The organism is Candidatus Pelagisphaera phototrophica (assembly GCF_014529625.1).
GTDB classification, from domain to species: domain Bacteria; phylum Verrucomicrobiota; class Verrucomicrobiia; order Opitutales; family Opitutaceae; genus Pelagisphaera; species Pelagisphaera phototrophica.
In genome coordinates this window covers 169,875-196,237 of the sequence record NZ_CP076039.1, presented here as the reverse complement: position 1 = coordinate 196,237, position 26,363 = coordinate 169,875, and the positions used below count along the sequence as shown (strand labels likewise).

At 50.4% G+C, this 26,363-nt stretch carries 24 protein-coding genes and 1 pseudogene; 8 read left to right on the top strand and 17 right to left on the bottom strand.

Features of this window, described 5'->3' with window-relative positions; translation table 11 throughout:
• The first annotated feature begins 5 nt into the window (after positions 1–5).
• Positions 6–890: a LysR family transcriptional regulator gene (locus GA004_RS00925; protein WP_283395407.1), complete on the top strand. Its 885-nt coding sequence runs from the start codon at positions 6–8 to the stop codon at positions 888–890.
• Between the two features lie 67 nt (positions 891–957).
• Here GA004_RS00925 and GA004_RS00920 read toward each other — a convergent pair whose 3' ends face one another.
• From GA004_RS00920 to GA004_RS00885, 8 genes are all read right to left on the bottom strand, one after another.
• Positions 958–2,115, bottom strand: a complete 1,158-nt coding sequence (locus GA004_RS00920) for a Gfo/Idh/MocA family protein (protein ID WP_283395406.1) — start codon at positions 2,113–2,115, stop codon at positions 958–960.
• Between the two features lie 19 nt (positions 2,116–2,134).
• Positions 2,135–3,217, bottom strand: coding sequence for a Gfo/Idh/MocA family protein (locus tag GA004_RS00915; RefSeq protein WP_283395405.1), 1,083 nt, complete (start codon positions 3,215–3,217; stop codon positions 2,135–2,137).
• 24 nt (positions 3,218–3,241) lie between these two features.
• Positions 3,242–4,285, bottom strand: a complete 1,044-nt coding sequence (locus GA004_RS00910; protein ID WP_283395404.1) for a sugar phosphate isomerase/epimerase family protein — start codon at positions 4,283–4,285, stop codon at positions 3,242–3,244.
• A 213-nt stretch (positions 4,286–4,498) separates the two neighbouring features.
• Complete coding sequence (locus GA004_RS00905) at positions 4,499–5,809, bottom strand: DUF1343 domain-containing protein (RefSeq protein WP_283395403.1); 1,311 nt, start codon at positions 5,807–5,809, stop codon at positions 4,499–4,501.
• Between the two features lie 76 nt (positions 5,810–5,885).
• Complete coding sequence (locus GA004_RS00900; protein WP_283395402.1) at positions 5,886–6,083, bottom strand: hypothetical protein; 198 nt, start codon at positions 6,081–6,083, stop codon at positions 5,886–5,888.
• A 21-nt stretch (positions 6,084–6,104) separates the two neighbouring features.
• A complete protein-coding gene (locus tag GA004_RS00895; RefSeq protein WP_283395401.1) occupies positions 6,105–6,449 on the bottom strand; it encodes a DUF2062 domain-containing protein in 345 nt (114 codons plus the stop codon).
• 198 nt (positions 6,450–6,647) lie between these two features.
• On the bottom strand, positions 6,648–7,820 hold the full coding sequence (locus GA004_RS00890; protein WP_283395400.1) for a glycerate kinase: 1,173 nt from the start codon (positions 7,818–7,820) through the stop codon (positions 6,648–6,650).
• 59 nt (positions 7,821–7,879) lie between these two features.
• Complete coding sequence (locus GA004_RS00885) at positions 7,880–8,368, bottom strand: BON domain-containing protein (RefSeq protein WP_283395399.1); 489 nt, start codon at positions 8,366–8,368, stop codon at positions 7,880–7,882.
• Positions 8,369–8,519: 151 nt separating this feature from the next.
• Here GA004_RS00885 and GA004_RS00880 point away from each other — a divergent pair, with 151 nt between their 5' ends.
• Positions 8,520–9,539: an SMP-30/gluconolactonase/LRE family protein gene (locus GA004_RS00880; protein ID WP_283395398.1), complete on the top strand. Its 1,020-nt coding sequence runs from the start codon at positions 8,520–8,522 to the stop codon at positions 9,537–9,539.
• Between the two features lie 204 nt (positions 9,540–9,743).
• Here the strand turns inward: GA004_RS00880 and GA004_RS00875 are convergent, their stop codons facing one another.
• The 3 genes from GA004_RS00875 to GA004_RS00865 all read right to left on the bottom strand — a co-directional run bounded on the left by GA004_RS00875 (position 9,744) and on the right by GA004_RS00865 (position 14,012).
• Positions 9,744–10,943: a class I SAM-dependent methyltransferase gene (locus tag GA004_RS00875; protein WP_283395397.1), complete on the bottom strand. Its 1,200-nt coding sequence runs from the start codon at positions 10,941–10,943 to the stop codon at positions 9,744–9,746.
• Between the two features lie 33 nt (positions 10,944–10,976).
• Positions 10,977–12,722, bottom strand: a complete 1,746-nt coding sequence (locus GA004_RS00870) for an Rne/Rng family ribonuclease (RefSeq protein WP_283395396.1) — start codon at positions 12,720–12,722, stop codon at positions 10,977–10,979.
• An 87-nt stretch (positions 12,723–12,809) separates the two neighbouring features.
• Positions 12,810–14,012 (bottom strand): FtsW/RodA/SpoVE family cell cycle protein, encoded by a 1,203-nt coding sequence (locus tag GA004_RS00865; protein ID WP_283395395.1) that lies wholly within the window; start codon positions 14,010–14,012, stop codon positions 12,810–12,812.
• Positions 14,013–14,392: 380 nt separating this feature from the next.
• Between GA004_RS00865 and GA004_RS00860 the strand changes: the two genes are divergently transcribed.
• The 6 genes and pseudogenes from GA004_RS00860 to GA004_RS00835 all read left to right on the top strand — a co-directional run bounded on the left by GA004_RS00860 (position 14,393) and on the right by GA004_RS00835 (position 18,589).
• Entirely contained in the window at positions 14,393–14,785 is a 393-nt protein-coding gene (locus GA004_RS00860) for an RNA-binding S4 domain-containing protein (RefSeq protein ID WP_283395394.1), read from the top strand.
• Between the two features lie 109 nt (positions 14,786–14,894).
• A complete protein-coding gene (locus GA004_RS00855) occupies positions 14,895–15,074 on the top strand; it encodes a hypothetical protein (protein ID WP_283395393.1) in 180 nt (59 codons plus the stop codon).
• A gap of 10 nt (positions 15,075–15,084) precedes the next feature.
• Positions 15,085–16,629, top strand: coding sequence for a pyridoxal-phosphate dependent enzyme (locus tag GA004_RS00850; RefSeq protein WP_283395392.1), 1,545 nt, complete (start codon positions 15,085–15,087; stop codon positions 16,627–16,629).
• A gap of 10 nt (positions 16,630–16,639) precedes the next feature.
• Positions 16,640–17,626 (top strand): DNA (cytosine-5-)-methyltransferase, encoded by a 987-nt coding sequence (gene dcm / locus GA004_RS00845; protein WP_283395391.1) that lies wholly within the window; start codon positions 16,640–16,642, stop codon positions 17,624–17,626.
• A gap of 93 nt (positions 17,627–17,719) precedes the next feature.
• Positions 17,720–17,908 (top strand): annotated as a pseudogene (locus tag GA004_RS00840) (beta-ketoacyl synthase N-terminal-like domain-containing protein); the annotation flags it as partial.
• Between the two features lie 72 nt (positions 17,909–17,980).
• Complete coding sequence (locus GA004_RS00835) at positions 17,981–18,589, top strand: methionine biosynthesis protein MetW (RefSeq protein ID WP_283395390.1); 609 nt, start codon at positions 17,981–17,983, stop codon at positions 18,587–18,589.
• A 16-nt stretch (positions 18,590–18,605) separates the two neighbouring features.
• Here the strand turns inward: GA004_RS00835 and metX are convergent, their stop codons facing one another.
• The 6 genes from metX to GA004_RS00805 form a co-directional block, all read right to left on the bottom strand.
• The gene (gene metX / locus GA004_RS00830) at positions 18,606–19,748 is read right to left on the bottom strand and encodes a homoserine O-acetyltransferase MetX (protein ID WP_283395389.1); all 1,143 of its coding nucleotides are present in this window, start codon (positions 19,746–19,748) and stop codon (positions 18,606–18,608) included.
• A 76-nt stretch (positions 19,749–19,824) separates the two neighbouring features.
• Positions 19,825–20,574, bottom strand: coding sequence for a YebC/PmpR family DNA-binding transcriptional regulator (locus tag GA004_RS00825; protein WP_283395388.1), 750 nt, complete (start codon positions 20,572–20,574; stop codon positions 19,825–19,827).
• 54 nt (positions 20,575–20,628) lie between these two features.
• Complete coding sequence (gene yidC / locus GA004_RS00820; protein ID WP_283395387.1) at positions 20,629–22,413, bottom strand: membrane protein insertase YidC; 1,785 nt, start codon at positions 22,411–22,413, stop codon at positions 20,629–20,631.
• 102 nt (positions 22,414–22,515) lie between these two features.
• Entirely contained in the window at positions 22,516–22,905 is a 390-nt protein-coding gene (rnpA, locus tag GA004_RS00815) for a ribonuclease P protein component (protein ID WP_283395386.1), read from the bottom strand.
• Positions 22,906–22,940: 35 nt separating this feature from the next.
• A complete protein-coding gene (gene rpmH, locus GA004_RS00810; RefSeq protein ID WP_283395385.1) occupies positions 22,941–23,078 on the bottom strand; it encodes a 50S ribosomal protein L34 in 138 nt (45 codons plus the stop codon).
• Between the two features lie 252 nt (positions 23,079–23,330).
• Entirely contained in the window at positions 23,331–26,321 is a 2,991-nt protein-coding gene (locus GA004_RS00805) for a hypothetical protein (RefSeq protein ID WP_283395384.1), read from the bottom strand.
• Positions 26,322–26,363 lie beyond the last annotated feature (42 nt).

Sequence of the window (26,363 nt, the reverse complement as noted above, 5' to 3'; positions counted from 1 at the left end):
TGGAAATGCATCAACTCAGGTATTTTTTAGCCATATCGGAGGAGCGAAACTTCACTCGTGCCGCTGAAAAGTCCTTTGTGTCCCAGCCATCGCTGAGCGCTCAGATCATTAAGCTGGAGGATGAATTGGGGAATCGCCTTTTCAATCGCTTGGGAAGGCGAGTGGAGCTAACCTCAGTGGGAAAGCAGTTCGAGAAGCGGGCCCGCTCGATTCTAATGGAAGCGGATAACGCAGTCCGGGAAATCCGTGAAAGTGCGAGTGACTTCAAAGGGAACCTTCGCATTGGAGTAACTCCGACCGTAGCCCCGTTTCTTTTACCCCCTGTACTCAAAACCTGTTGCGAACGATTTCCTGAGCTTCGGATTAGGGTCGACGAAAATCTAAGGCGGGCGCTTCTAGAGAATTTGGTTAGTGGGAACCTTGATGTCGTAATCTCTTCCTATTCCGGTGGCGTTTCACAGGTAGATGCGGAGCCCATTATCCAAGAAAAACTCAATCTTGTTATCCCTCGAGGGCATGTTTTGGCGAATAGAGAGGATATTTCCATCGAGGACTTCAAAGACGAGCCGTTGATCGTTTTGGGAGAATCTTCTGCCCTAGGGGCAAAGGTTATGGAGTTTTTCGAAAGAAACGACTTCGAGCCAAAAACCGCGGCTTACTGTTCGCAGGTTAGCACTGCAGTCGCCCTAGTGCACATTGGTCTCGGTTTAGCGATCTTACCAGAAATGGCTCGTGAGTCGATTTCGCCCTGTGATGTGGTTTTCAAGTCGATGAAATCGCTTAAGATGTCTCGTCTGCTCTTTGCCCTCACCCACGAGCGACGATATTTATCTTCCGGGGCAATTGGTTTTCTCGATGTTGTCCGTGAATTTGTTGATGGAAAAGGGTGATTTAAAATCAAAGAAAAAGGCAAAACCAATCACGGATTGGCCTTTTCGTAAAGTTTTGGGAGACCCCCTATTTCAGCATCGTAGTCCACTTGGATTTGCTGTTGGAGCTCTTAACTGCGGTTGCGATAAACGCCATACCTCGTATGCCGTCTTCGACAGTCGGAAAGTCGGGGTTTTTCGGTAGCTTTTTACCGGCCACTTCTGCGGCGATAGATTTTGCCGCTGCCAGATAGACATTAGCAAAGGCTTCAACAAAGCCCTCCGGGTGTCCAAAGGGAGTGCGGGTATTTGTTTCCGCCGCGTTGCAGACGTATCCATTCCCTCGGCGGAGAATCTGCCGAGGTTTGTCATGATACTTGATAATCAGCTCATTTGGATCCTCTTGATGCCATTCCAAAGAAGCCTTGGTGCCGTAGATTCGGATATTCAGATTGTTTTCGTCACCGTTAGAGATTTGCGATGCGTAGAGGAGGCCTTTCGCACCGCCTTTGTATCTAATGAGAATGTTACCATCGTCATCAAGTGTCCGACCCGGAATAAAAGCCGTTAGCTCGGCACACATTTCCTCGATCTCCAGACCAGTGATGTAGGCCCCTAGGTTGTCGGCATGAGTACCAATATCTCCAATGCAATTTGAGATGCCAGCAATCTTAGGATCCGTTCTCCAAGAGGCGATTTTCCCATCGTTCTTGTTTTCTATATCACCCACCGCATAACCTTGAGGATATTCTGTGACCACTTTTAGGATACGACCAAGTTTTCCTTTTCTGGCAAAGTCTCGAGCTTCCTTGACCATGGGGTACCCTGTGTAGTTATGGGTAAGAGCGAATACCTTGCCCGACTTTTTGACAATGCGCCGCAAATCACGGGCTTCTTTAAGGTCGTATGCGAGGGGCTTGTCGCAAATGACATTGAATCCGGCTTCAAGAAAATGCTTTGCCACGGCATGGTGTAGGTGATTTTGGACGACAATACTAACAAAATCGATACGTTCGCCCACAGGAAGCTCGGATTCCTTTTTGGCCATTTCCTGGTAGGATCCATATACTCTAGAGGGGTTTAGAAAGAAGTCCTTTCCAGAAAGCTTGGATTTTTTCGGATCGGATGAGAAAGCTCCGGCTACGAGTTCGATTTTCCCGTCGAGATTGGCGGCCATGCGGTGAACAGCTCCGATGAAAGCGCCACGGCCACCCCCGACCATTCCCATTTTCAATTTTCGATTCATGAGTAGTGATGTTTTGAGGTTAGCAGGCTACGGGCTTGCCCGAATTGGCCGACTCGTAGATGGCGTCGATGATTTTCATTAGGGAAACCGCTTGGTCTGGAGTGTTTAGCGGCTTTTCCTTGCCTTCGATGGACAGAATGAAATTTGCGGCGGAGCGGGACCGCCCCATGTCCTCACACGCTTCTACGAGGATGTCCCGATTGACCGAATTGCCATTTTCCTGCACGTAAAGCTCGCAACTGTCGATGCAGGTTTCGTCCAGTCCGTCGGAACCGAAGAGTCGTTCGATTTTCCCTCCAGCCCCGACACCTTGGAAGAGGACCGAGACCTCCTCGCGTTTGACGAGCTCTGCCCAGGAAACCTGGAGACTGAGTACCTGGCCGGTTTTGAAAGTTACGAATCCATGAGCGGCAGCTTCAACGTCATTGACACCTTCCGCATTGTCTGGAATTCCCCAGGGTCCCTTGAAGCCTTTATCGGTGATAAAGTCAGAAAAGGTTTTGCCCATAACGTATTCAGGCTCTGGATAGCCCATCAAGTGCATGGACAAATCGACCATGTGTAGAAGGTCTATGAGTGGTCCCCCACCTGAGAGGCTTCTGTTGGTGAACCAACCTCCAAATCCAGGGATTCCAGTCCGTCGAATCCACTTTGCCTGGGCGGAATTGATCTTACCAATCGTGCCGTCGGCAACGTAGTCCATCATGGCAAAGGACTCTGGCCTTGCCCGATTGTTAAAGTTGAACATGAGGTGCTTTCCGGCTGATTCTGCTGCCTCCCTCATCTTTTCAACATCAGGTGCATTGAGAGCGGGTGGCTTCTCGCAAAATACGTGCTTGCCTGCCTCAAGCGCCTGTATGGCGAGCGGGGCATGAAACTTGTTTGGAACAATGATCGAAACGGCGTCAAGATCTGTGAGAGTTTCAAACATCGTTTCGATGGATCCGAAAGTCTGCCCGACTCCATATTGCGAAGCAGTGGCTTTTGCCGCATTCTCGTTAAGATCCGCGATTGCTATGATTTCAGCTCCCGCCTGACGAAAACCTGCGATGTGGTACTGGGCCATTCCGCCCGCGCCAATGATGGCTACTTTAGTGCTCATAGAAGTATATTTAAATGTTTCGCGCTACTGGTTTTTCTTATCGAAAGCGGAGTCGAAGGCGACAGAGCTTGAGGGAAAATCTACGGATTTGACAAATGATGCCGCTTCCGCTCCGCCATGAACTCGGTCCATACGGATATCTTCCCATTCAACCGATAGGGGGCCTCGATAGTTGACGTCGTTCAAGGCAACGATGATGTCCTCAAATGCGATGTCGCCATGACCCAATGACCGGAAATCCCAATATCGCCGCGCATCGCCAAAATCCGTATGCCCGCCGAATACCCCCACGTCACCATTCCCGTGGCCCCACCAAACGTCCTTCATATGGACGTGATAAATACGGTCTCCGAATTCGCGTATGAACTTTACATAGTCCACTCCCTGATAACCCAAATGCGACGGATCGTAGTTGAAGCCAAATCGCTTGTGCCCTCTCAGCGATTTGATCGCTCGAGCAGCGGATGCGATGTCGAAAGCGATTTCGGTGGGATGCACCTCCAGTCCAAAATTGACGTTTACTTTGTCAAATTCATCCAAGATCGGAATGAACCGGTTGGCGAAATCCTGGAACCCTTTCTCGAGGAATGCCTGATCCGTGGGTGGAAATGCGTAAAGTGCGTGCCAGATGGAGGAACCGGTAAAGCCATTCACTACTGCTGGAAAATCGTCTTTTTTCTTTCTCTCTGGTTTTAGATCGAAAAAATTGCGGCAGGCCTTTGCCGTCTTAATCATCTTCCTTGCCGCGCGGCGGCGAACACCCTCCGGTTTACCGTCCCCCCAAACATCGGGAGGAAGGATTGACTTGTGGCGCTCATCGATGTTGTCGCAGATTGCCTGGCCGACGAGGTGGTTGGAGATTGAAAAGCAAGTCAGTCCATTCTCCGTGAGCAATTCCCATTTTTCCTTACAGTATTTCTTGCTACGAGCTGCCTGGTCTACGTCGAAATGGTCTCCCCAGCAGGCGAGTTCCAAGCCATCGTAGCCCATCTTTTTGGCCAGCGGAGCGAGCTCTGTGATAGAAAGATCGGCCCATTGGCCGGTGAATAGTGTAACGGGGCGAGACATAGCGCGTGTTATTTGGGTTGGGATTGTTGGTTGTAATAATGAAGTGGACGGTTTTTCTGACGGATTCCTATCCCGTAATCAATGAGAAATGTCAGCTCGACCTAAACTGGAGATTCGAATGAATACACGCGAATAATGCCAGCTCACCTTTTAGGTGATGTGGGAGCAGACTGGATACGCGACGAGCCGCAGCATTTGAAGGAAGCAAACCGGCTATTCGTACAGCCAGTAGTTGCGACTTTGGATCTGAAATTGTCTCGCCTGGCGCTGCCAGGCGACAACAAACCCCGTGCGATTTGCGTTCGCTCCCTTTTGCGTGATTTCACGCCACCAACTGGAAGACCCTACGTGTTTGTTGAACAAATCGCCTTGATTGCTCGTGGCGCTCGCAAACGGGTTTGGAAAATCGAATTGGGCAGTGATTTGCATCATGTGAAAACTAAGCTCGGTAGGATTCCAGGCGCTCCAATCCTCAACTTTGACGTACAATCCGGTATTGGCTCCATTCTGAAACGACTTGCTCTCAAAGGACAGGCCAGGAATCGATCTGCGGTTGAGCTCTGCTTCGAGTTGATCGAGTGATGCGTTTGTATGGGTCAGGATTCGGAACGGGTATTCGCTCCCTATTCCGTGTTTGAAATTACCAATTTGTGCTCCGAGTCCGGTCATTGCGTATCCAACGGCTGCGGGAAAATCAGGAATATTGGGTGAAGGGGCGATCCACTTGAGCCCAAGGCTTGGCCAGCTCATGTAGCGTCGCCATCCATCCATGGTCACTACTGTCAATTTGCCTGCCCTGCTGGTCGAGTCCGGTATATCGAGAACACCGGGTTTAGAAACGGCCATCCGGGCAAGTTCCCCGATCGTCAGACCATGAACATAGGGAATATTAAATGCGCCAACATAGCTTTCCCAGTGAGTGTCCATCGGTGGTCCATCGACCTTAATGCCCCCGAGAGGGTTTGGACGGTCAAGAATAATGACCTCGACACGGTTCTCGAACGCCGCCTCAAGGGCCAGTTTCATGCAGCTGATAAAAGTGTAGGAACGGGTTCCAATATCCTGAAGATCGATCACTAGGACGTCGAGGCCCGAGAGCATCTGTGGCGTAGGCTTACGGTATTTGCCGTACAAGGAGTAAACGGGGAGTCCGGTTCTGGGATCGATCGCGTTGTCAATGGGCTCGTTTGCCTTTTCATTCCCATAAATTCCGTGTTCCGGTCCGAATAGCGCCACGAGATTGACGGACTTGTTTTGGTGGAGGATCCGCACGGTGGAGATCCCCAGTCGATTGACTCCAGCTGGGTGGGTGAGTAGCCCGACTCGCTTCCCAAGCAGCGGGAAAAAGTTTTGGTTGGCCAGGACGTCGATGCCCAGCTTTACTTGCGGGCTCAGATAGCTGCCCGCCTGGGCTTGAACAATCAATCGAGCCGTATTGGAAATTTGGGGAACAATATTCTGGGGAAAAAGATATGCTCCCTGAAAGAATACGAGGAAAACAGTGAGGGAAAATGTGCGTATCATAGAGAAAAGTCGGGCGAAAGAGTCATCTTTAGCACCGGAGATTGGGTAGTATTAGGTCTTTGGGCAAACCGGAATGCTATTTTTTGAGTATTCTCTTTAGATTTACTTGGCCCTTTTTTGCTTGGGAGAAGGCGAGTCGGTAAATCACGTCGAAAATGAACGCGAGTGCGATTCCTGCCACCAATCCGCCAATTGTGGTGGAAACGGCGACTTGTACGAAACGAGATTCGATGTCCCCGATGCCTAAAAAACCGAGAATTCGGTTACCTAGCATATTGAGGGCGGGATAAATAGCCTACATTGTAGCCAGATTCGTAGCCAGCTGTGTCCCCATAATAACCGGGAGGTTTGCATGGAGGGTCAAGGCCGCGGCGAACGCCAATATGAATTGGATGCCAACCAATGGCAGAAACGTGATAACGAAGCCGATGTACAGAGCGATGCTCACCTCTCGCTGGCGAAAAGACCATAAGTAGGGCCTTTTGCGGGCAGTCTCGGCAAACCGTTTCAAGATTGGCCAGCGGTGGAGCGTGGCTTTTCTGGGGAGCGGGCGAAGGAACTGCTTGGCTCTCCTTATTCGAACATGTCTACGCGCCCGTACTTCGCGGCTGTAGGCAGGTTCGGTTTCAAGGAGGTTCATTGGGAGAGCAGTCTTGGTTTGAGTCGTGGTAGTCTGTAGAAGTATTCCATCCAGTCAGCTAGTGTTAAGTTATTATGCCGCCGGATTTTAACGAATGTTTACCCGCCTACTAATATCGGCTCCGAACGCCTCCTTATCAGCAAAGGTTTGATCCTTGGGGTTCAATGTCTCCCGTACGAAAAACGACTTTTAAATCAGCTAGTTCCCAAAAACCGATTCAATTGCCCTATGTAGATTCCTACCGGTTGACTGGAGCGCTTCCGCTAGAGGCATTCCGATGGGGGAAATGGCGTGAGTCGAATCGGTTGGAAAATCGGACTTTTCAAGTTCACCGAGGCCGCCCGCAAACACGAAGAGCTGCTTCCCATTCGCTATTGATTCCAACGCCAAGGCTCCTGGACCTTTCCCTTGAAGAGAGGAAGCGTCGAACCGACCCTCTCCAGTTATAACGATGTCCGCTCTATCGAGCTTAGCGTTCAATCCGATCCAGTGTTTCACCAGTTCGTAACCCGGGACGATTTGGGCCCCGAGTCCTACTTTGAGGCCGAACGCCGCCCCGCCCGCGGCTCCAGTACCGGGCTGCTCCATGGATGGGTAGGGGACTGCACAGGCGTCGCAGAGCATTTTCGCCATTTGGGAAGTTGCGAGTTCGAGTTCGTCATAACTTGAGGGGACGAGGCCTTTTTGGGGCCCAAAAATGGCAGCGGCTCCCATGGGTCCCAGCAGCGGGTTTTCGACATCGCAAGCGACCCTCAGCTCGAAGTCTTTGGGTAGAACGCTAGAGCGTGCCTCAATTCGATTAATAGTGGGCCAAATTTCCGGAGAGGGAGCTTTGTTAATTACAGTTCCACTTTCGTCTAGAAATTGGAATCCAAGCTTCCAAAGCGCTCCGAGTCCAAGGTCATGCGTTGCGGATCCACCGAGTCCGACAATCGCGCCGTTGGCTCCATGGTCGATTGCAGATTCGATGACCTCTCCTAGACCTGCAGTAGTGGTCGTCCAGGGTGATCGATTCTCTAGCGGGGTAAGGGATATGCCACTGCTTTCGGCCAGCTCGATTACGGCGATCTTTTTGAGATTGGATTTCCAATTGAGGAGTGCAACAACGGAACTTTGTAGTCGATAGACTGATACAATACCGAATTGAGCCTTGACCTTTTTAGCCAAAGGACCGGAAACGGTTGTTTTGTGAAATTCGCCGTTGAGGCAACCGGTAAGCGTATCGCAAAACCCGTCACCACCATCTGCGAGGGGAGCGGTCTCAACCACCCATTCAGGGCGGCATTTTTGGATCGCCTCAACCGCGATCTCGCAAGCATCGCGGGCGGATAGGGCGTCTTTAAATTTGTCGAACGCGACTAGAACACGCATCTGTGGAAGCTCGTCTTAAGAGGAAGGAGTTTATTGGAATCGGCGACTGTTCAAGCTCGCTAGGGAGCAATTTTTAGATTCGATTCGACGTCTTTTACCGATTGAGTATCCAAGGCAATATCGCGGGCTTCTCTCGCTTCTTCACTAGATGAAACGTCCCCTGAAAGAATGACGGATCCATTTTTCACTACGATCTCAATTCGTTCCGCGTTGACGGATGAATCCTCTTTTAGCTTTGCTGCGATCTTAGCCTTGATCGTGGCATCCTTGGCAGAGTCGACTATCTCCCTCCCTTTTTCCACTAGCTCAGCCCGTTCCTCTTTGGTGCTTTCCAGTAGGTTCTGGGTGCCTTCCTTGATTTTTTCAGCGATCTTCCCCGCCGATTCTTTGGCTTTCTCGACAATCTCGTCGCTCGACTGGCTCGAAGAGGAGGGGTCTCCCGAAATGGAGGAAATTAGATTATCGAACGATTCGGGTGAGTTGTGGTAGGTCGTGATTGTGGCGCCGATAAAAATGCCGAGAATTAAAGCGATAAAGAAAGTTTTCATAGTCTAAGTTGGGAACTAGCAAAAATAGTTTCTGGGAGCACTCAATTAGTCAATGAGTGATCCCCTGGAGTTCCGATAAAGGTTTGGGGTTTGTTTAGTAGCGGGCCAATAATGAAATGGACAATCGAGCGCCCAGTTAGAGGATAGAGGAATGAAACGCTCCCCTTTTCTTTTCGCGTGCGTCGCTTCCATTGCGATTACCAGTCTCTCAGGAAACACGGACACTCCGAGCAATTACCCGGTGATTGGAAAGATTAACAAGTTCGATGATCGTTTGGACGAACTCATCGATGAAGAAGCCCAAATCGAGGTGATTGCCTCCGGGTTCGTCTGGACCGAAGGACCCGCTTGGAATAAAGAAGGTGGTTTTTTAGTATTCTCGGATATCCCACGAAATGTCGTGATGAAATGGAGCGAGACGGAGGGATTGAGCGAGTATTTACGACCAGCAGGATATACGGGTATTGTGGATTACGGAAGGGAGCCTGGTAGCAACGGGCTGCTTTTTGATGCAATGGGACGACTGACTTTGTGCGAGCATGGGGATCGGCGAATATCTGTCCTCACCAAAGATGGTGGAAAACGAACCCTAGCGGACAACTACAAAGGGAAGCGATTTAACAGCCCAAACGATTTGGTTTACCATCCAAACGGAAATCTCTATTTTACCGATCCGATTTATGGCTTGCCCGGAAGGCAAGACGATCCGCGGCGAGAAATGGATTACTGTGGCGTATTTCTGCTTCGGCCGAATGGAGAAGTCGAGCTCTTGACCAAGGATTTCACTCGACCCAATGGGATTGCTCTTTCGCCAGATGGGAAAACCCTCTACGTTGCCCAATCCGATAGTGCGGCTCCTCTTTGGAGATCGTATCCGGTCAAGGGAGACGGAAAAATCGGGAAGGGAAAGCTCTTATACAACGCTCTCAAATTCAAGAAGGACGGTGTCGGAAATGCCGACGGGATGACCGTTGATCGGAAGGGAAACCTGTGGGCGTCGGGTCCTGCCGGAATTTATATTTTTTCTCCGCAAGGGGATCTACTCGGAAGAATCGAAATGGGAGAGCATTCGAGTAATTGCACCTGGGGCGACGATGGATCCACCCTTTACATGACCGTTGATATGTATGTCTGCCGGGTGCGCACCAAAACCGTAGGAATCGGGTTTTAGTTGGGATTTCTAAAAGCTAGCTGCTCCCTCGACTCAATATTGTTGGAATTAAGATCTTGGGATTCCGTATCGGTTGTTTTAGAATTTCCCGCTTGGAGGCTGAATGGAAACTTCAACTAGTTTTCAGGAGATCCAAATCAGAGCGGTTATGGAGCAACTGTCTACTCTCCTATTATTGATATAAGCCACTAGATGGGGTGGGTCCTAGGCTTCAACTTTTATCTCAACAAGAACTGCCTTCGAGCCGAGCGTCTCGAACCAGCAAACCTCTTCGGAAATGAGGTCGAATTTGAGCCAATAGGTTCCAGGTTGGGAAATTGAGAGCGGAACCGAAATTTCGCCGGAAAAGTGGTCCCCTGGGTCCATTTCGTTTGGAATTCGGAACCGGCTGTTGTCGGCCAAGATATCCTTTGAGTTGTAGTCGAGAATTCTCGAGGCGAAATTCACGGTGCCGACATGCCCGCCATTCTTGTCGATCCAGCGGCTTTCACCCACATTTCGAAAGGAAACCTGAATCTTTTGTGGGACTCCAACTTTGAATGCTAGCTTGCTAACCGAGATTTCTAGCTCGTGGGCCAGACCTTCTGCTTGGCGGCTGTCATTGAGGGCCTTTCCCTTCTGAAAATAGAAGACGCTGCTATTCTGTTGAAATTGGGAAAGGGCATTGGCCATGCGGTTCGAAATTTCGCCGGTTCTGCAAGTTTGCCACTCTTCGCAGCTCATTATGTATTCTGGATTCGCTGCCACTTTGAAGGTAGGTTCCCGGAAGCCAGCTTCGCAAAAAAGGGACTTCAAGGCAGTCATATCCATGTCGTTCTCCAGTACCTTGTATTCCCGCATCTCCATCTGGGAGGCCGGCTTTGTGGAATGGAGACCGAACGGTTCGTTGAGGACTATAGTGCCTCCGTTTCGCAGCACCCGATAGAATTCATGAACGATTTCCTCCTGGTTGGGTACGTGATGGAACGCATCGAAGCAGATGATTCGATCGACCTCTTCGGCTTTCAGCCGGAGACTATGGCCGTCAAACAACCTAGTTTCCCAGGAGCAGGGAGGTTGATTCGGAATCGGGTAGTCGTTGAAGAGTGATTCCCCAAGTCGTAGAGCTTCTTCGGATACATCGGTAGCGATAACGGAGTAACCCATTTGCCAGAGAGCCTTTGATATCGAGCAAGGACTGGAGCCGAAATCGAGAACCTTGATCCCTGGGGTTAATCGCAGACTTTCTAACATCAACCCCAGCCTCACTAGAAGCTGGGGTGATTGAGATATCATTGAAAACGGTTTTCCTAGCGGAATACCCGGATCATGCAGTCGCTTGTAGTACTCGTTGGAGAAGTGATTGAGGCCGGCTACACCCAGTTCCTGAATTAGGTTTTGAGGATCGATGAGAGAATCGGCCATCGGATTCGCAGATTTTGGAGAACCTAGTTAAGGTCATCCGTAAGCCGCCCCGGTTTCGACGTCGATTACTCGGTAGTTCTCAATATGGAAATGCGGATCAGAGCGGAAAGTAAGCTGTGCATTGTAGTCCTTTTCCAAGGTAATAAGCAAATCCGCATCCTCTTCGCGGAGACGGTCGATGATCGTCGGATTTACGAGCACGCGAAGCTTGATCGCCTTGGCCGCATCGGTAGTCCGGTTGCGAGCTCTTCGAACGATCCCGGAAAGTTTTCTTTGTAGCTCCACACTGACGGTGGTTGCGGATTTGACGATGCCTTTACCGCGACAGTAGGGGCAATCTGTATACAAGCCGGAAGACACGCTTTCCTGCATTCGCTGGCGAGTCATCTGCATGATTCCCAGTGGAGAAATGGGGAGTATATGCGTTTTGGCTTTATCCAGCCCCATGTGGTCCCGCATCTGGCTGAGAACCGCATTACGGTGCTTCCGCTGTTTCATGTCGATGAAATCGATAATGACCAGTCCGCCGATATTACGAAGTCGGATCTGTCGGGCGATTTCAGCGGCAGCTTCACAATTGACCTGGAAAATGGTGTCGTTCTCTTTCCCCCTATTCTTATGCGAACCGGTATTCACATCGATGGCGATGAGAGCCTCAGTTTCATCGATTACGATGGCTCCACCCGAAGGTAAAGGTACGGCCCGCTGGAAGGTCTGCTCAATCTGGTTCTCGATATTGTAGCGCTCGAATATCGGGATGCTGTCCCGGTAGAGATGAATTTTGCTGGTCGACCGTCTCGAGATCTGGCTGACGTCGTCGACAATGTTCTGGTGGTCGACTGGATTGTCTATCAGTACGCGATCCACATCTTCTGTCAGAAAATCGCGAACGGTTCGCTCGCTCAGGTCGGGCTCCTTGTAAAGGCAAGAGGGAGCTTTGACGGTATCGATCTTGCTCTGAATCTTATCCCAGGTCTTTAGCATGATATGAAGATCCCGTACGAAGTATCGGGCTTTCTTTCCTTCTCCTGCCGTGCGGACGATGACTCCCATTCCCTCCGGGATGGTAAGGTCTCGGATGATCTTCTTTAGTCGATTACGTTCTTTGACATCCTCGATTTTACGAGAGATTCCGCATTGGTCGGAATAGGGCATTAGAACGAGAAATCGGCCCGGAAGTGAAAGATTGGTCGTCGTTCTCGGCCCCTTTGTACCTATGGGTCCTTTCGTGACTTGGATCACGATTTCAGTACCTGTAGGATAGTGACTAGGAATGTCGTTTAGGGTGATCTTCTTTTTCTTCTTTTGCTTGCTCGATCGATTGACCCGAACGACCTCCACAGAAGAATCGACGGCTTGTGGCAAGATGTCCCAATAGTGAAGAAACGCGTTCTTGGGCAGGCCGATATCCACGAATGCGGCTTTCAGGCCGGGATCCAAGTTCTTGATCCTTCCCTTAAAGATGCCACCAACGATGCGTTGGGCGCTCCTTCGCCTCTCAATGTCGAACTTGTCTAGAATACCGTCAACGAGAAGGCCGACCCGCGTTTCTAGAGGTTCTGCGTTTATTATAAGCTCCCGGTAGGGTTGCTTATTCTTTTTCAGTTTCTCGACGATCTTGGTCAGAAGCGGACGCTTCTTGGCCCGCTTGTCCGCCTCTTTCTTGAGGTTTGCCTGCTCGACCGGTTTGGCCGGTTTGCGTGAAGGTGGTTTTCTAAGCTCTTCTTCATGCTCATTTGAAAGGTCCGATGACTCGGTGTTTATTGTTTTTTCGCTCATTCTGTAATGTTATTGTGTTTACAGAAGGCTCCTTCACATGGGTTGTTGTCGTTTCAACAAGGGTCTGGCATTGATATAGATGCATCGTTAGAATTCCTTTCGAAATCGGTACACGCTTTGTGCCAGTCCTTGCAGGACGCAGCAACTCACCATGAAGGTGCCTCCGTGACTTAAGAACGGGAGCGGTAGTCCAGTTATGGGCATCAGGCCAATCGTCATTGCGATATTCACAAAGAAATGAATGGTGAACAACGTCGCCACCCCCATCACAAGAAGCGTGCCAAAGCGGTCGCGTGCGATGGTGGCGATGCGGATGTTGTTTCCTATCAGCAAGCCGAATAGAGATACCACGACTACGCTTCCCAAAAAGCCGGTTTCCTCCGCGATAACGGAGAAAATGAAGTCGTTGTGGGCCACTGCACGAGGCAGATAGCCCAGTTGGGCCTGGTTGCCTTTCAGGTAGCCTTTACCTGTCAAGCCGCCGGATCCAACGGATATAATTGATTGTTCCCGATTCCAGCCTGCATCTCTGCGGTCGACCTTCTCGGGGTAGATAAAGCCCATCATACGCTGTCGCTGATAGTCCCGGATCGGAATCCAGTAGTGCGGACGTTCAACGATTTGCTCCTCCTTCGCTTCCGCCTTGGCACTTACGTACTCGCCATAGTTGTGAGTATCAAGTACCACGAGACCCACCAAAACCGCGAATATTGCAAAGGCGGTTGTGAAAAAGGATTTGGTAAGATTGGATGCGTAAAGCTGTGCGAACACGGCGGAAGGAATGACGAGTGCCGATCCAAGATCGGGCTGGAATAAGATGAATAAGAATGGAATAGAAATCGCAAGCGTCATTTTTGCGAGTGCCAGTCGCGATTCCATGAGTTTGCCGATTTCGGATCGGGTGAGGAGGCTGGCCCCGATAACGATGCAGGCGAGTTTCGCTACTTCACTCGGCTGGAAGGTTGGCCCGATACCAAAGTAGAGCCAACGCTTAGCGCCGTAGAAATCCTCGCCCCAAGGGCTGAAAGGAACCATGGCAAGCAACCCAAGTGCTAGGAAGTACAATAAGTGGGAATACTTCAAAAAGATTTTGTAGTCTAGCCAGGAAACGACGGCATAAGCAGTGAAGCCAATGCAGATCCATACGATCTGCTTAATCCAGTCGTTGCTTTGCTGGTAGTGCTGGGCGCTATAGATAAAGAAAACGCCGATAATTGACATAGCGATTATACACAGGGGTGAAATCGGATCAAAGCGAGAGTGCGCGTAGCTAGATTGGGAGCGTGACACGGTAAGGCGATAGGAACGCGGTTAAACGACTGTTGAACCAGCTCCAGATGGGTTGAAAGGAAAATCGCGAAATTTGGAAACTAAAAGGTAGATACGTGTCCTATTACCCCTCAAAGTGCTTCGGTATTATCCAATCAGAAACCGCCAATGGCCTATCAGGCAGGTGTAGTGGATCTCGATTGAGATCCAGAAAAGGCTCTCACGGAAAGCGGGGAGTTCGTGAATGATAACTGAGAGAAGAGCCAAAATCTATTTTCTGCAGGATTTATAGTGGGTGGGAGCGAATGGCCCTACTTGTTCATTGAAAATTATTAGAAGACGCGGAATTATTGTCCCGTGGTTAAGTTTGGGGAGGTCAATTGGGAAGCATTGGGCGCAAAATGAGTGGCGAGCCAGTAGCTAAAGCTCGAATCGACCGCTGGCTTTGGGCGGTTCGGCAATTTAAGACGAGGACCTTGGCGTCTGACGCCTGCCGTGGAGGCAAGATCCGCGTGCGAGATGAGAAGGTAAAGCCTTCCTACGGACTCAAGGTGGGCGAAGTTGTCGAAATTCAATCAGGCCCCATAACCAAGCGTTTGAAAGTGGTGGGGCTCATCGAGAAGCGGGTTGGGGCGAAGCTCGTTTCGGCATTCATGGAGGATTTGACACCTCCCGAAGACTATCTGCTTTTGCAGCAAACTGCGGCGCAGAAGGTCTTGCGCCGGGATCGCGGGACTGGGCGTCCTACTAAGCGAGACCGCCGTGAAATTGAACGATTGTTCGACGAAGACTAGAGCGTATTGGAAGCGGCTCCTGCTGCCGTGACGAACAAAGCCGGTCATTAATGGATAGGCTAAAGAAAAAGGGTCGCCAAGCCACCGAAAGCTGTTTGGATCGTTGCTAATGCGTACGCCCCCACCACTGGGCAAGGTTATCATTTTCCCGCTCGTTGTAGCGACAATGCTTGCCGTATTGATTGCTGTTCTCACTCCGGAAGTAGGACCGTTCGCTTACGTGTCTGCATGGATTGGCACTTTCGCAGTACTTATGGTTTGGGGTTTTCTCCACCACGTTCAAAAATAGCGCGATTGAGATGAGCGAATCTGGGAATAGCGCCGCGGCGTATCCATCTGTCGAGGAATTGTTTCAGGCAATCCTCGAAGCTCGCCAAAGGGTCTACGAAATTGCCAGACCTACTCCTCTGCATCGTTTAAACGGGAGCGACCGCATTTTTATCAAACGGGAGGATTTGTCGCCAATACATGCTTACAAGTGGAGAGGAGCTTATAATCGGATGAGCCTGTTAAGTGGCAAAGAGAAAGCCGAGGGGGTAGTTTGCGTCTCAGCTGGCAACCATGCGCAGGGTGTGGCTTTGGCTGCCAAAGCGTTGAAGACGAGTGCCGAGATTTTCATGCCTCGCTCTACACCTTTAATGAAGCAAGAGGCGGTTACAAGGTTGGGAGGTGATTCCGTGAATGTCCGACTGGAGGGAGATTCCTACGACGATGCATCCCAGGCGGCCCATAAGTACTCGGAAAAAGAAAAGAGGACATTTATTCACCCTTATGACGACCTAGCGGTGATCGCGGGCCAAGGAACGTTGGCCGATGAAGTGGTGATGGCGGGTGAGGGTGACTTCGACATAGCGTATTTACAAATTGGTGGCGGTGGAATGGCGGCAGGAGTTGCTTGCTGGCTAAAACGGTACTATCCATCCATAGAAATCGTTGGCGTCGAGGGCAAGGATCAGGCGTCTATGGCAGCGGCAGTTGCTCAGGGTGGTCCTGTGAAGCTCGACTATGTGGATGTGTTTTGCGATGGAACGGCAGTGAAGCAAGCGGGCAGTCTCACCAGCCACTATTGCCGTCAGTTTATTGACCGTTTCATCACGGTGACGAATGCAGAAGTTTGTGCTGCGATTGAACTCTTGTGGGAAAGCCAGCGATTGATTCCAGAACCAGCGGGAGCGATGGGGCTTGCGGGATGGCTCAAGGAGAAGGAGTCGGTACAAGGTAAACAAGCCCTTTCAATCATCTGTGGATCGAATATGGATTTCGGTCAACTGCCGTACATCGTTCGGCATGCGGGTATTGGTTCAGCCCATCGAAGGTACTACCGATTTAGGATTCCTGAAAAGGCGGGGGCCTTGCTCCATCTGCTGGAGACCTTTCTGGAATCTGTGAATATTATCGAATTCCAGCATGGACTTTCAAATCTGACCGAGGCGACGCCGGTAATTGGAATAGACGCCATGCCTCAGCAATTTTCCGTATTGGAAAAACGGCTCGAGCAGTTGGGGATAACATTCGAAGAGGCCACGGCCACAGGAGATGAGGACGTTGAATTTCGGATCATCCCCTACGACGCGTCTTTGATCGAGTATCCGTGCTTCATTAAAATTGAGTTTCCGGAAAGAGCGGGCGCGTTGCACGACTTCCTTCTTAACAATTGCCAGGATGCGAGTATCGTGTATTTCAATTATAGCTACACAGGTGAGAGAGTGGGCCGGGCCCTAATCGGTTTCGATTTTCAGTCCGAGGAATTGAGAACCTCCTTTCGAGATGGGGTATTCAATCGGGAAACGATACTGCGAGACGTGCGTGAGATCACCCCTAACGCATTGGCCCGAATCGTTTGATTTTATCGTAATGTTCACCTTTATCGATTTATTTGCTGGCATTGGTGGATTTCGCATTGGGTTGGAACGATTGGGCGGACGGTGCGTTTTTAGCTCGGAAATCGACAAGCACGCAGCGGCAACCTATGAACGGAATTTCGGAGAAAAACCGTCGGGTGATATAACCCAAATCGATGCTTCAGATGTCCCGGATCATGACGTGCTATGTGGAGGTTTTCCCTGCCAGCCGTTTTCGGTTAGTGGAAAGCAGCTGGGATTCGAAGATGCCCGGGGAACGTTGTTTTTCGAAGTGATGCGGCTGGTCTCTGAGAAAAGACCAAGGGCTGTGTTTCTTGAAAACGTAGCCAATTATGCGCGACACAGTAACGGAGATACGTTGAAAAGGACGCTATCGATGCTGGAAGGCGAAGGGTATAGGACCAAGCACGCTATTCTAAACGCGTCCGATTACGGGGTTCCCCAGGCACGCAAGCGTTTGTACATCGTGGGTATCAGGGAAGATGTTGTGAGGGGCGAGTTTAGATTTCCGCAGCCAGCAGGAAAGAAGGTGTCGGTACTGGACATATTGCTTCCAAAATCAAAAGTTGAAAGTACGGCGATCGTTCGTAACGACATTACGATTACGGATACCAATGTTGGAAAGGACTTGGGGGCAAGATCTGAAAAACCGATCCAAATTGGAGTCATTAATAAAGGGGGGCAGGGTGAGCGGATCTATTCGCCCGAAGGTCAGGGTATCACTCTTTCTGCCCATGGTGGCGGAGCCGCAGCCAAAACCGGTGCCTACCTGGTGGATGGTGTAGTGCGCAAATTGCACCCCGTTGAGTGCCTTCGCATGATGGGTTTCCCCGATAGCTTCAAAATTGATCCACGCGTCGGGCAAGCCTATAAGCAATTTGGCAATGCCGTCGTCGCCTCTGTGATTGAGGCGATTGGCAAGGAAATGTTAGACGCGGCAAAATTAAAATGGGAACAGGCCGTTTTGGAGCTTAAATAATATTAGAGGATATGGCCAAGTAATCGATCGCTATTGTTGGGGTAGGCTTGCTCCTCCTCATTTCGCCTGCCATAGCAATGGAGTGGGGAGTCTGAAACAGCGATAGCTGGAGGGGTGGACGTAATGCTTTGGCCAGAATTTCCTATTGTGATGAGTGCAGGAAAATGCCTGTTCTCTCATGGCTGTTGCAAAGCCTTCGACGAAGATGCGGCGGGTTATGGCCGGGGAGAAAAAGCGGGAATAGTAATTCGATTGGCCTGTGCAGAATCGAAGGTTGAGTGAACCCAGGCTAATTTCCTATGACAGCTTTCTGTCTTGATCAACCCATGTGGCCGCTTAGGACAGTTCACTGTAATGGCTAAGTATAAGGACAAGCGATCCGTAGATATGCAGATCATGCGCGACTGGGTGGAGCCCGGTTCGCGCGTATTGGATCTCGGTTGTGGTCGCGGTGTCCTTCTCGAGTATCTGAAACAGAGCAGGCAGACTGAGGGCGTGGGGGTTGATTTGAGTCCGGAAAAGATTCACGACTGCGTCAAACGAGGGCTATCCGCCTATTTGGGTGACATGATGGAGTTCATGGGCTCGTTTCCTGACAATCATTTTGACCGGGTGATCTGCTCGCGTACCTTGCAGGAGCTGGATAGCCCATCTAAGGTTATCCGGGAGGCGCTGCGCGTTTCGCAAAATCTGACCATTGGATTTGTGAACTTTGCCTACTGGAAAAACAGACTGAGCATGCTTATACACGGTCGGCGATTGGAAAATGAGGTGTATCCAGCGGATTGGGCTGAATCGAGACGGGGTAATCCTCTTTCGGTAAGGCAGTTTGAATCCTATTGCCGCCATCAAAATTTTCACATTGCTCGCAAAGTTTATCTCAGAGGGGACTGGAAGCGTGAATCTACCATACTCCCGAATTGGCTAAGCGGCTATGCCATATACGATCTGAGTGCGAGCTAAGGATTGGCGAGATCGATTACGTGGAAAGAAAGTTACGCACAAGATTGAAAAGCTCGTTGGACTCGATTAGAAACGAGTCATGCCCGAGATCTAGATCCAACTCTGTGTAGGACGCTTCGATCCCCTGTCTCAGCATAGCTAATACGATCTCCCGATTTTGTTTCGGCGGAAACAGCCAATCAGTAGTAAAGGCGACTGAGAGCGCTTTACACTTTAGCGATTTAAATGCATCGTCCAGACTGCCATAGGCGCTTTCGAGATCAAAATATCCTAGAGCGCGAGTAAAATACAAGTACGCGTTCGCGTCGAAGCGATTGATGAAACTTTGAGCTTGGTATTTCAGATAGTTTTCAACCTCGAATTCGATATTGAAAGAATAGCGATTCCCCTGGCCCTCTTGCCGTTTCCGGCCAAATTTCCGGTCCATACTGCGATCGGAAAGGTATGTGATGTGGGCCATCATCCGGGCGATAGCAAGACCGACATTGGGCCCTTTTTCAGGGTCGTAGTTCCCCTGCTGCCACTCGGGATCCTGCATAATGGCCTGTCTTCCCACTTCGTCAAAAGCGATTGCCTGGGCGTTTTGCCTCCAGGTTGTAGCCATTGGGATGATACGCCTTACAAAAGAGGGGTATTCAATCGCCCATTGAAGCACCTGCATACCCCCCATCGATCCTCCAATAACGGCGTAGAGTTCCGATACACCCAATCTATCGAGGAGGATTTTCTGTGAACGGATCATGTCCCGAATTGTCACGAAGGGAAACGTGAGATTGTAGGGCTGTCCCGTACGAGGGTCGATTGACTTGGGTCCCGTCGAGCCTTGGCATCCTCCAATGCAGTTGGCGCAGAGCACGAAAAATCGGTTGGTGTCGATCGGTTTGCCAGGTCCAATCAGACTGTTCCACCAGCCCGGCTTACGGTCCTTGAGAGAGTGAACACCGGCGCAATGGTGATCCCCCGTCAGGGCATGGGCGACGAGAACGACATTGTTCCGGTCTGAATTGAGTTGTCCGTAGGTTTCGTAGCGGAGCTTGAACTCGGGGATGGACTGGCCACTTTCAAATTCGAAGGAGGTGTCGCAGCGAAAATCCTGAGGAGAAACGAGTCCTATTTCTCCATCATAGCTGTATGCAATATCTTCCTCTGCGGGATTCATCGTAGAATGGAGATTGCGCAAATGAATTTAGCCTGCAAGCAGGCTTCTTTGCAATGACGCGCTTTTGCAAAAAGGGCTACCCGTCATCCGGCATGAACGCCTCCGGGATGTCCGCATTGTGGAAAACGTTCTGGACATCGTCGAGATCGTCCAAGGCATCTATGATGCGGAGGACTTGCTTCGCGTCCTCAGCACTGGAGATGGGGGTCAAATTTTCCGGTAGATAGGCGAGTTCCGCGTTGTCTGGTTCGATTCCAGCTTGAGAGAGAGCCTGGCTTACATGGTCAAACTCTGTCAGAGGGGCGAGCACTTCGAAGTATTCTTCCTCTACTTTAAGGTCTTCGGCCCCTGCTTCTAGGACGATATCCATCAGCGTCTCCTCGTCAGCCTTATCCTTGGAAATAATGAATTGGCCGGTTCTTTGAAACATGAACGCGACCGCTCCAGCGCCCGCGAGATTTCCGCCGTTCTTGGAGAAGGTGGAGCGGACATCCGATGCGGCCCGGTTCTTGTTGTCCGTTGTAACCTCGATTATGGCAGCCACCCCATGCGGGGCATACCCTTCGTAGACAAACTCTTCGTAAACGACCCCTGGAAGTTCACCGGTACCCTTCTTAATTGCCCGCTCGGTGTTTTCGACCGGCATGTTCTCAGCCCTTGCCTTGAGAAGCACGGTGCGAAGCTTTGGATTCATATCCGGGTCGCCTCCGCCATTTTTCGCGGCGAGCGTGATTTCTTTGGAAAGGCGACTGAATATTTGGCCTCGCTTAGCGTCAGCGGCGCCTTTTTTCCGTTTGATGGTAGACCATTTACTGTGTCCGGACATTTCTAAAGTAAGAACTTGTAGGGTTGATTTTATTAGACCGTTAGAAACGGGATCCTAACGTCTCTTCTTTTTCTTTTTGGGAGCTTCCATCGCCTTTTTCAAGGCTGCGGGTAGTACGAGTTCGAAGTCGTCCTTCTTACGATTGATCATCCATTGCTGGCCGATGGTGAAGACGTTGTTGACAGTCCAGTATAGAACGAGACCAGAAGCGAAAGTATAGATGATTGGAAAGAATATGTAGGGCATAAACTTCATCATCTTAACCTGGGCGTTGTCCACTGAGGGAGTTGGCATCATGCCCATCTGAACGACCAGTGAAACCAGATAGATGAAAGGCAGAATATTGAACTGGTCCCCCATAAAGGGGATGGAGAAGGGTAGATTAAAAATGCCTTCCTCCATGGAAAGATCGCGAATCCAGACAAAATCGGCTAAACGAAGCTCAGCGGCGCTTCTTAACATATAGAAAAGGCCGAAAAAGATTGGAATCTGGATGATCATTGGCAGACAGCCCGCAACAGGATTTACCTTGTTCAACTTGTACATCTCCATCATCAGCTGCTGCTTTTTCGTGGGGTTGTCGGCGAACTTCTCGTTGATGGTCTTCATCGGCTCACCGAGCTTTCCCATTCGCTTCATGGAGCGTGAAGACATGAGGTTGATGGGAAGAAACACTATCTTGATTGCGAGGGTAAGTAGAATGATCGCGACTCCGTAATTGTGGGTGAAACTGTAGAACCCATTCATCATGGTTAGTAGCAGTTTTGAAATCGCTCCAAAGAAGCCGAACTGCATTCCCTCCTCTGTGTTCTCTCCCACCCTTGAAACGCGATCGAACTCCTTCGGTCCAATGTAATAGTCAAACCCATACGTTTGCGTGTCCTGGGGAGCCAAAGTGAAACTGCCAAGCTTCATGGAACCTGTCATGCCAAGCTGAGGCCGAGACTCGTCGGCGGATTGAGGGAACTGGACGGGTTGAGCGAAGTATCCAATCCCGGGCTGGTCTGGCTTTAGTATGGTGATGAAAAACTGGTTTTTCAAGGACACCCAACCAACATTGCGATTCTCGCTAATGGAGTCGCGCGGCGCAGATTTGAAGAAAGGAATGTTGCTGCCAGTGAATTTCCCCTGCGCAAGAAATTCAGTGTCTTCCCCATCAAAGTAGCCAAACGTTAGAAGTTGCGCGTCTTGGGGGCCTGAGGGAGCGACGGTACCGGAATTCAGGTTGAATTCTCCGATGAAAAGCGGGTTAGCCGTGAGGTTGCGAAACTCAAGTTCATGGCGGACGAGATAGGCCTTCTCGTTTTCAACGTCCTGACTAATCGTGTAGCGCCGGGTAATTTGGTAGTTGTCATTTATGACTTTCCGAAACTCAACGGTGTTCGGATCGCTGGGTTCTACGAGCTGGAAGGATTCGCTTTTATCGAGTCCTTGGAGCCCCGTTAGTTCAAGGGCTGGACCGGAGCGACGTTCGTTCATGATGTAGGGGGAATCATCGTCGCGAGACCTTTCGAAATCCTTGAGGACGATTTCCTGTATCGCTCCCCCATAGTTAGTGAACCTCGCCTCCATTAGGGCGTTGTCACGGGTGACAATTCTCTCGTTCAGGTTCGTTCCAATGCTCTCCAGTTCTGCAGGGCCGGAAACATTCAGGTTTGCCTGTGGCACAATGAAGGGAATCGCTTCAGACGGATTAGATGGTGTGTTTTGGCTCGGCGATTGGGCAGGAGGAGCGGGGGCCGTCTCAATCGGTTGAGAAGGCGGCGGAGCCTGAAAGAACATCAGGGCGAATGCGCTAGCGAGGAGCAGAAGTCCAATAGCGGTATTTTTCTTATCCATATGGAAATTTTTATCGAGTTCTATCGCAAGAGCGAAGGTCGGACATAAAAGAGGGTGAAAATGTTCAGGCAAGCAGAATAAGCGCGCAATGACGGGTCAATTTTATGGGGAGCTGGAGCGCTCAGGGCGAATCAGGCCATTGTACTGGATAGCTTGCTCGAACCGATGTTCCAATTCGCTGAGAGTGGCACGGTTTGCAGGGAATCGAATACTGATCACGATGTCTGCTTCCTGGCGGATTTCATGTTGCCGGAGTCGGAAGAGCTCGCGGAAGCGTCTCTTGAGTCGGTTTCTGGCGACGGCGTTGCCTACTCGCTTAGAGGCGGAGATTCCAATACGGGCAGAGAGGTGCCCTCCACTTTCCTCTGTGTGTGTAGTTGAAAAGAGGGCGAAATACGGACAACGGTAGGTTCGGCCGTGTCTCCGCGTGCGAACGAAGTCGTTGTTTCGCTTTAGTCGCTGGCCTGACTTAAGGGTAAGCTTCGGAGTCATGGTTGAGGGCTCCGACTCGTATTGCCTGAGGCTGTCTACACGTTCACGAGCCGTTTGCGACCCTTGCGTCTACGGGCATTGATGAGGGCACGGCCGCCTCGGGTTCCCATTCTAGCACGGAAGCCTATCTTGCGAACTCGTTTCAAGCGGTGTGGTCTGTATGTCGGTCTCATGACTAAAAATTGGAAAAAGAGGGAGAAAATGGAAATAGCAAGGGGGGGCTGTCAAGCATGGAAAGGCCTATTGTTGGGCCTTTCCGTGTTGGATCGGGTTTCGCTTGAGAGAACCTTTGCCGGGAAATTTGAATTTGGGCGAGGATCATACCTGACAAACGATTCTCCTATTTACTGTGAAAAGGACTGCCCGCAGTCACTCCATGCGGAATTGAGGAGACTATTGGCGGCAACTAGAACTTCCAGAGGCCCCTATTTAAATAGAGGAGGGAGTTTTTGTGAGTATCGGTTTGAGCTCAAATCGATACCGGTACGCATTTCTGTCTTTTGGATTACTCGAGATGCGGGTTGGTCCTCAAAGCGGTACGCGACCACGGGAGCGTAGGGGGCGATGTTTGTCTCTGCCTCAAAGCGTTCGATCCTACCGGTTAGCCCATTGACGATCCAGACTTTCTCGCTATCGAGTCGGGGATGTTCGTATTCGATTTCTCCGGATTCATTGGCCTGCCCTATAAGTTTCATTTCCCCCGCTTTTGCGTAAGAATAGAATTCGACAAATGCCTTAGCCTCATCTGCCACTTTCGTCTTGCTCGCGATCCGAAAGTGTTCGGTGAGCAGCACAGAAGGAGATATTTGCTCTACGGTCGATAGCCATTGCTGTTGGTCGATTCCATCTGGATCAAGCTTATCAAAAGACTCAATTTGATTCTGTAATTCAGGGGAAAGCGACATACCCCACTTCCAGGGATTCATTCCCATAAATTCAATAAGCTGCTGCTGCCAGTAGGCGCGAAAGGCCGGAGATAAGGTTCTCTTGGAGGTTAGCTCGTCGATCAGTTGGAGCGGGAAAAAACGAGGAGCGCCCGCAAGTATCTTCATGAAGGATACGCGGAGAGATTCCTGGTAATAGATCGACTCTTTCGACATTTCGGATGGTTCGTAGAAGAAACCCCAGAATGTACCGTCAGGATGGCTAAGAAAATTCATCTCCAAAGCTTCCTCTTCGGCATCCCCGTTCTCGTCGAATCCCCGTACTTTAAAACTAAAATTGATTCCTGTTTTCAGTTCGGCCTTATCCCCTTTTTGAATGGGATCCGCCAGGAATACGGAGTACTCGTTTTTAGCTACAGGAGCGCCTTCGAAGTATTTAACCTTCGATTCGTAAATCGTAGGGAACAAGGGATTGTTGATCATTCGCTCTACAAACGCTGTTTCAGCCTCATCGAGTATCTGTTTTTCTGCCGCAAAATCGCTCGCAGCGTTTAATGCTTCCCACCCTTTAGGGTTGCCCGGCATGATCAAATTCTGCATCAAGGATTTGTATTGATTCTCCAATTTCAATATCCGGCCAATGTTCCGTTTGCCGTCTGTAGGGAGGGTCTCAAAATTGTATATGGCTTCCAGCGATTTGAGATAGCCTACCAGATCGTCGGCCCCTTTGATTGATTTTTGGGCAGCGAGCATGGTATCTCGCTTTCCCTGTATGCTTTTAAGCGATTCTTCAATCCGCCCGATACTACGCTGCTGAAGTGAGTTCTGATCCGAATCAGGGAATTGGGATATATGTAGTCGGGCACTTGCGATCGACTCAACGATGGCTCTGGAGCTTGTTTCGAACTCAGTGTCGTTTGAGGCTGCCGCTGCTTGTTCGAGGTTGTTCTGGGCTTCTCGGACGTAGCCGAGCAATACTTGTTTTCGATCGTTCAGTTGCTCGGAAATCTGGTCTTTACGCCAACTTTCAAATCGGGCGATTCGCGCTTCGGAATCGTTTTCCAATTCGACGTCTATTGCGGCAAGCGTCGTCATTGCCTTGCTTAGAAGGGCATCGATTTCAGGAGCATTGGGATCTGCATTTTCAGAGCCTCGAATGGAGTCTAGGCGATCTCCGATCTCCGTGTATTCCTTTTGGAGGCTTTTCTGGTCGGTGATCCAGCGCTGCAGGGATCCCGCAGCTTGTTTGATAGCATGGCCAGAAGGAGCGTTGGCTACAAGCTCATTTCGCTCTAGAAGAGCTTTTTCCGCCTGTTCGATATCTTGGTTGGCGGCGGCTTGATTGAGTGCTGCGGTAGCGATTTGGAGCGTTTTCGAATATTGGTTATTCTTTACCTGACTATTTGCGATCCAGCCGAGTATAAGGAGAATGACAAGCGCGCCCGATGCCAGAATGGCGTATTTGGGAGCCCGTTTACGGGTGGCTTCGGAAAGAGCTTTTTTGATATCTTCCTGGATTGCAGCCGGAATCCGCCTTCCCATCCGCTTGGCCTGAGCTTCGAATGATTTGAGACGCTCTCTAGCATCATGGACCGTCGCCTTCTTGCGTCCAAAGCTTATCGACAGCCCTTGTAGAACCTTTCTTAAGTCATCGATCGCGTTTTGTATTAAAAGATTGGATTCATTACCGGCTCTGTGATGGGAGATCTCTGTTACAACAGTCGAGTAGGCGTCACGTAGCTTGGCATCGATTTTTGATCGTGTGTCCGTCAAGGTAAGCTGGTAGTCGCATTTAAAATAGGCCTTCTCAAGAGCCCTTTTCTCTTCAACCGTATTGGAGGGCTTGGCCTGTTCGATGAGGGATTCAACAGCGGCCGTAGAATCTCGAACAGCGTTTTCCGCCATGGATAAAAGGACGGTTTTGATGGGACCTTCCTTGTCTGGGAGCTCTATGCCGTATGAGCGGTATCGGGCGACGATCGCCTCGGGCGCTTCGGCGGGCATGCGTTCCTGCAACGCGCTTGAGAGCTCAGACTCTGCCTGATCGATGACCTGGGACTTGAGCCGCTCCAACTCACTTGCAAGATCGGCATCGGCTTCAAACTTCTCGGATATGAGGCTTGCGATTTGGTAGGCTTCGAGAGGTTTTTTCGCTCTAACTTTGGCCCGGAATTCACCCTGCAGCCAGGTTTTTGGATCTGCGATTTGTGAGAATCTTCCTTGCAGTTTCTTCAACTGTGCTGGGTCAATTTCATCCGCTTTCCTCCAACTAAATTTCTCGCAGCACTCACTCCATTCCTTTGCCCCACCAAAATCCAGGGAATTGAGGGTATCCAGCACGCTGGGGTTAGAATAGGAAGCGACGTAGGCCTCAAGGTCGCTTTCTGTTTCGAGACACTGCTTCAGGATGGCGAGGCTGAGGTCGACTTCCTTCGCATATTGCCATGCCAAGTTGGCTGTTTCCAAGCCGTTGGACTCGCCCTTTAGGGCGGTCTTTATTCGATATACAAGTCTGGAAGCGTCGGGCCGCATACGTGTAAAACAAATGTTTGAGAAAAAAGCTGCCTAGTTTGA